This window comes from Alkalibacterium putridalgicola, assembly GCF_900109825.1.
GTDB lineage: Bacteria > Bacillota > Bacilli > Lactobacillales > Carnobacteriaceae_A > Alkalibacterium > Alkalibacterium putridalgicola.
The window spans coordinates 87,402-93,418 of the sequence record NZ_FOBL01000005.1; the positions used below are offsets into that span (position 1 = coordinate 87,402).

Annotated in this window: 6 protein-coding genes; 4 read left to right on the plus strand and 2 right to left on the minus strand. The window is 44.0% G+C overall.

All coding sequences use genetic code 11. The features are described 5' to 3' along the window. The first annotated feature begins 8 nt into the window (after nt 1–8). Genes BMX84_RS02945 through BMX84_RS02955 form a run of 3 tightly spaced genes read left to right on the plus strand, consistent with a single transcriptional unit; the run spans nt 9 to nt 1,884 of the window. Nucleotides 9–479 (plus strand): PTS sugar transporter subunit IIA, encoded by a 471-nt coding sequence (locus tag BMX84_RS02945; protein ID WP_091487076.1) that lies wholly within the window; start codon nt 9–11, stop codon nt 477–479. Between the two features lie 15 nt (nt 480–494). Continuing rightward, complete coding sequence (locus BMX84_RS02950) at nt 495–809, plus strand: PTS fructose transporter subunit IIB (protein WP_091487078.1); 315 nt, start codon at nt 495–497, stop codon at nt 807–809. 10 nt (nt 810–819) lie between these two features. Next, nucleotides 820–1,884, plus strand: a complete 1,065-nt coding sequence (locus tag BMX84_RS02955) for a PTS fructose transporter subunit IIC (protein WP_091487079.1) — start codon at nt 820–822, stop codon at nt 1,882–1,884. Nucleotides 1,885–2,018: 134 nt separating this feature from the next. Here the strand turns inward: BMX84_RS02955 and BMX84_RS02960 are convergent, their stop codons facing one another. Then, a complete protein-coding gene (locus BMX84_RS02960; protein ID WP_246119101.1) occupies nt 2,019–2,687 on the minus strand; it encodes a potassium channel family protein in 669 nt (222 codons plus the stop codon). A gap of 12 nt (nt 2,688–2,699) precedes the next feature. Continuing rightward, entirely contained in the window at nt 2,700–4,088 is a 1,389-nt protein-coding gene (locus BMX84_RS02965) for a TrkH family potassium uptake protein (protein ID WP_091487081.1), read from the minus strand. Between the two features lie 227 nt (nt 4,089–4,315). Between BMX84_RS02965 and BMX84_RS02970 the strand changes: the two genes are divergently transcribed. After that, nucleotides 4,316–5,770 carry an alpha-amylase gene (locus BMX84_RS02970; protein ID WP_091487088.1) on the plus strand — a complete coding sequence of 485 codons (1,455 nt, stop codon included), beginning with the start codon at nt 4,316–4,318 and terminating at the stop codon, nt 5,768–5,770. Nucleotides 5,771–6,017: the final 247 nt, after the last annotated feature.

Here is a 6,017-nt window from a genome sequence, read left to right on the forward strand (position 1 = left end):
GAGGAGTATTGAATGAGTCAGCAGACGGCGGGGTCGATTACTACATTGATCCATCAAAAACCTTTCAGTCAGGGAAGAAAACTGAAATCTTCAAGGAAATACTCGATGATGTAAAAAGTCATTCAGCGTTCGACTTTGAAAGAGAAGAAGTGCTGCAGGAAATCAAAAAACGTGAGGCTCTCAGTACAACCGGATTCGGGAATGGCTTTGCTATCCCTCATGGAAAGTCCAGCCAGATACATACACCGATCGTGGTACTGATGAAAACAGATCAGAAGCTGGAGTGGGAAGCGCTGGACGGCCAACCTGTTTCGATCATCTTTCTGCTCATTGTACCAAAGGAAAAAGGGGAAGCGATCCATTTAAAACTATTGTCCAGACTGTCCTATCATTTAATGGATAAGAAAATTCAGGAAGCATTCAAAAATGCTGAAACGAAAGAGGATTGTGAAGCACTGTTGAATCAGCTCTTAGTATAGGAAGGTGGGAAAATAATGAAGATCGTAGCAGTGACAGCCTGTGCCACAGGTGTTGCCCATACATTTATGGCTAAACGTGCCATCGAAGATGCCGCTAAAGAACGCGGACATAAAGTGAAAGTGGAAACCCAGGGAGCCACAGGGATAGAGGACGAACTGACAAAAAAAGACCTGCAGGAGGCGGACATCCTTATCATTGCTTCAGACGTGAAATTAGCACGGACTGAGCGCTTTGAAGGGATCAAGAAGGTCAACATACCCGTCGCCGCTGCAATCAAGAATGCGGGGAGTTTAATAAAGAAAATAGAAGAAAAATTAAAGGAAGAGTGAGGGAAAACACATGAAAAAATTTCAGCAAGCACTGATGACGGGCGTCTCTTATATGCTGCCGCTCATTGTCTTTTCAGGTATGACGATCGCTGTAACAGGTATGATTGCTCAATCCGCAAGCAGTGAAATACAGGCTGTGACGCTTTTAAATGGATTCGCCTGGACCATGATGAATATTATACCGGCTATCTTTGCCGCTTATATGGCGTATGCGATCGGAGATAAAGCCGCGCTCATTCCCGGGTTCATCGGCGGGTATATTGCAGCCCATCCGCTTGTTGAAGGCACTTCAGCCAGTGGTTTCTTGGGGGCTATATTAGCAGGATTCCTCGCCGGATACGTTGTACTGGCCTTGAGAAAACTGCCGATGCCAGAGTTTTTACAGTCGATTCATAAAACGCTGTTTATTCCTGTACTGACAGGCTGGCTGTTGTACTTTGTGATGGCCTATCCCGTAGCTATTATCGTTGGGACATTGAATGATGTTATCATAAATAATCTTATTACCTTATCCCAAGCGCCGCAGTATGCGTTCCTGCTCGGTGCCATCCTAAGCGCGATGTGTGCCTTTGATATGGGAGGACCCCTCAATAAAATCGCCATCACCTTCGTCTTTGCAGTCTGGAATAATCCAAGCGGCATAGGATTCATTGTCAATGCGGCAGTCTTCCCCGGCATCATGGTCCCTGCATTATCAGTCGGTATTGCGGCCTTGCTGGCTAAAGAAAAATACACTGAAGATGAAATCAAAATGGCGCCAGCTTCTATTCTGTCCGGTCTGGTCGGTATTACGGAAGCAACCTTGCCCTATGCCTTCCGTGATCCGATCCGTGTCATTGGCTCGAATATGCTGGGAGCAGCAGTAGGCGGTGCGTTGATGATGGGAATGGGTATTTCAACATCCGGTGTGTCAGGCGTGTTCGGCTTACCGATGGCCAGCAATATTGTATTATTCGTGTTAGCTATACTTGTAGGCACTGCGATTTCTGTGGGAGCTCAGATCGCCTGGAAGAAACCGGCCACAGATACGCTGTCTTCTGAAGAAGACGATCTGGAATTTGAAATCACGATGTAAGTAGGTTAAACAAACACAGTAAGCCGGGCAAAAGACTTTTGAAATTTTATAAATTATGTAAATAAAAACACCGTCACATCAAGGAGTGGATTTCCTCGATGTGACGGTGTTTTCTTCTTTATCACGATTTCTATTTACTTCAGCTGATTTGTGTAATCCAGGTGTTCAAATGTTTCCGGCTTGCCGATCGCAACGATGAAACTGCCCGGTTTGATCTTTTCTTCAGGGTGGACATTAATAACTAGTTTCCCATTGGGTTCAGACTTCATGCCGATAACATTGATTTTATACTTTTTACGCAGATCCATTTCTTTCAAGCTGCGTCCGATCCAGCGATCAGGGGCAGTAAATTCGATAATGGAATTTTCTTCATCAAGGGTAATGACATCGAGGATATTATTACGCATGATGTTACGAGCCACTTTATCGCCCATTTCTTTTTCTGGACGAATGATTTCATCCGCGCCCATTTCCTGCATGATTTCCATATGCGTACGGTTCTTCGCTTTGGCCACGATCCGTTTGATACCCAGTTTCTTACAGTTCATGATCGCCAGAACGCTTGATTCCAGGTTTGAGCCTGTACCAATGACAGCCACATCGCAATTCGAGAAACCGATGCTTCTTAAAAGTTCGATATCTGTGAAATTACCCTGAACAGCTTGTATAACATACTCTTCGACACGATTGACATCGACAAGGTTTTTATCTACTGCGATCACGTCGTAATGCTGCTCTCCCAGTTCTTTAGCAATGGTCGATCCAAACACACCCAACCCTAATACTCCAACTGTTTTAACCAAAATTAACAACTCCTAACCAATTAATATGCTGCCTGTAGCGTACTTGATATCTCGTTTTCTTCTATCTCTATTGCCTAAAGCAGTAAAGATGGTGATCGGTCCGATTCTCCCGATAAACATACAGAACATAATGACAGTCTGACTGTATCTGGAAAGTGTTGCTGTTAAATTGGCCGATAAGCCGACGGTACCAAAAGCCGAGACGGTTTCAAAAAACAGATACTGCAGTGGGATATCTTCATCGAATATCGTCATGAAGGATAAAGCAATAAAGTTAAGTAAAATAAACATGACGACGATGACCAGTGCCCGCTTGATGATATCCATTTCCAGTGTTCTGTTTTTATAGTTGATATGTGTAAATCCTTTTATTTCTGTGACAATGAGCTTGACAACTAATGCAACCGTGGAGGTTTTTGCACCGCCGGCTGTTCCGCCGGGAGATCCACCAATGAACATAAAGACAGTAAAGGCCACAAGAGTAAACATGTGGAATTCAGCAAAATTCAAGGTGCTGAAACCAGCTGTCCTCAATGTCACTGCCTGAAAGAAAATAGCCTGTATTTTTGCGGAAAAGCTTAATCCGCCTAAGGATTCGGGATTATTCCATTCTGCTAGAGTAAAAATAATCATAGCAGCAAGGATCAGCATCAAGGACCACTTGATGACTAAACGCGAATGCAGGGTCAAACGACGATAGGTCCCTTTAAAATCCAGCCAGCTTCTTGCTGCTCTAAATTGTTTGAAATGGTTGGCGACATCGAACCAGACGGAGAAGCCGATACCTCCAAGAATAATTAAAACAGGGACAACGATGTTAACGACGGGCATAGCGACGAAGTTTTGGAGACTTATCGTGCCCAGGTTATCAAATCCGGCATTATTGAAGGCAGAAATCGACAGGAAGATGGAATTGAATATGCCGGCACCCCATCCAAAAAGAGGGATGAACTTGAACGCGAATATAAACGCGCCAAGGGCTTCAAAAATCGTCGTGTATTTGACGACGTTAAGTAAGAAATGCCGGAACCCTTTCATATCGTTCCGGTTCAAAGCCTGCTGTAAGGTGATTTCTTCTTTCATACTTACTTGCCGGCCAAACTGCATAATAATAGCTGAAACGATCGTGATCAGACCTAAACCGCCAAGCTTGATCAGGACAAGTGTAACGATCTGACCGAATAAATTATAAGTCTCAGCAACTGGTACGGTAGATAAGCCAGTTACAGCAACCATCGAAATGGCGCCAAAGAGATGATCAAAATAAGTGGCTTGAGACGTTTCTAATTGACTGAATGGCATAGCCAGTATCAGAGAACCCGCAAACATAGCAAAAGCAAAACTGACTATGATCTTAATGGATATGGGCCAATTGGAAAATTGACTCAGGAATTTTTTCATCAGTAACAATCCTTCCTCATATATACTACCCTTTATTGTAACGAAACAAAACAAGAATAGCTAGATTTTACCGTGCTTTATCCATAAATACAAGCATTCTTTATTCCAGTATTTCAGACCTCAGGCAGGCTGAATGAAAAGGCGTTAAAGTTGTTAATAACAAGTATTCAAGGTAAAATTATGAGGTGCAGTATTTTATGCTGCAGGTCAATGGAGGGAGAAAGAATATGAACGGAACAATGATGCAGTACTTTGAATGGGACTTGCCGAATGATGGGAAACATTGGCAGCGGTTGAAAGAGGATGCAGAACACCTGAAAGAGATAGGGATCACATCTGTCTGGATTCCTCCGTGCTATAAAGGCGTGGGACAAGAGGACGTCGGTTATGGTGTTTATGACATGTACGATCTAGGAGAGTTCGACCAGAAAGGCACGGTCCGTACGAAATACGGTACCAAAAAAGAACTGCTGGAAGCAATAGAGGCATTACATAAACAGGGGATCCATGTGTATGCCGATGTCGTACTGAATCATAAAGGCGGTGCCGACGAAACAGAAACATTTGAAGCCACACCGGTAAATGAAGACAACCGTCATGAGGCGATCGGCGAAACGCGTGAAATCGAAGCGTGGACGTATTTCAATTTCCCGGGAAGGAATGGAGAGTACTCAGACTTTGAATGGCACTGGTATCATTTTTCGGGCGTTTCTGATGATGAAAAGACCGGTGACCACGGTATTTTCCGTATCGAAGGAGAAGACAAAGGCTGGGCCCCGGACGAGCATGTGTCGACGGAGTACGGCAACTTTGACTATCTGATGTTTGCGGATATCGATTACAGCCATCCGGAAGTGATCGAAGAAACCAAGAAATGGATCCACTGGTTTATTGAAGAAACGAATATTGACGGTATACGACTTGATGCCGTAAAACATATCGACAGTGCCTTCATGAAAGACTTGATCGAAGATGTCAGGGAAACATACGATGACGATTTCTTCTTTGTAGCTGAATACTGGCATCAGCGCTATAAATTCCTGGAAGATTATCTGGAAGAACATGAGTATGCCCTGTCCATGATGGACGTCCGGTTCCATTATGCGCTGCATGAAGCAAGCAAGCAGCATAATGAGTTCGATCTCAGACGTCTGATCGATGGAACGCTCTATAAATCGAATGCAGAACAGGCCGTCACCTTTGTTGAAAATCACGATTCACAACCGGGACAGTCTCTGGAATCGTATGTTGAACCCTGGTTCAAACCGCTGGCATATGGCTTCATTCTGTTAAGTTCGTACGGCTATCCGTGTGTGTTCTACAGTGACTACTATGGATACAGCGGCGAAATAGAATATGAAGGCTGCCGGAAAGAAATCGATATCCTGCTCCATGCACGCGAAGAGTATGCATATGGCGAGCAGAGCAATTATCTGGATCATGATAATTGCATCGGCTTTACCCGGACTGGTGATGATGAGCATCCGGAAGGGTGTGCGGTCATCATGTCTAATGGAGAAGAAGGGTATAAAGAAATGTACGTGGGTGACCTCCATGCGGGGGATGTCTACATCGATTTACTGAAGAACCGCGAAGAAGAAATAACGATCGACGATGAAGGGAAAGCAACCTTCCTGGTCAATGCAGAATCCCTTTCTGTATGGGTCAGAAAACCGGAATAAAGGAGAAAAGCGACTCGGATCTTGTGATCCGAGTCGCTTTTTTTCAAAATCAATAGAGTAACAGCAGCAGAGGTGACTGAACCGGTTGCAATATCGCAATTAGCACACCTTTCTGAGAGAACATCACTAAAAACATGTCACAAAACCGTTATTAGAACACCTTTCTGAGATGGAAACACTAAAAATATGTTGCAAAACCGTTATTAGCACACCTTTCTGAGAGGGAAACACTAAAAACATGTTGCAA

Coding starts and splice junctions, on each gene's coding strand:
- BMX84_RS02970 (WP_091487088.1), top strand. CDS start 4,316: ATGAACGGAACAATGATGCAGTACTTTGAATGGGACTTGCCGAATGAT.
- BMX84_RS02955 (WP_091487079.1), top strand. CDS start 820: ATGAAAAAATTTCAGCAAGCACTGATGACGGGCGTCTCTTATATGCTG.
- BMX84_RS02950 (WP_091487078.1), top strand. CDS start 495: ATGAAGATCGTAGCAGTGACAGCCTGTGCCACAGGTGTTGCCCATACA.
- BMX84_RS02965 (WP_091487081.1), bottom strand. CDS start 4,088: ATGAAAAAATTCCTGAGTCAATTTTCCAATTGGCCCATATCCATTAAG.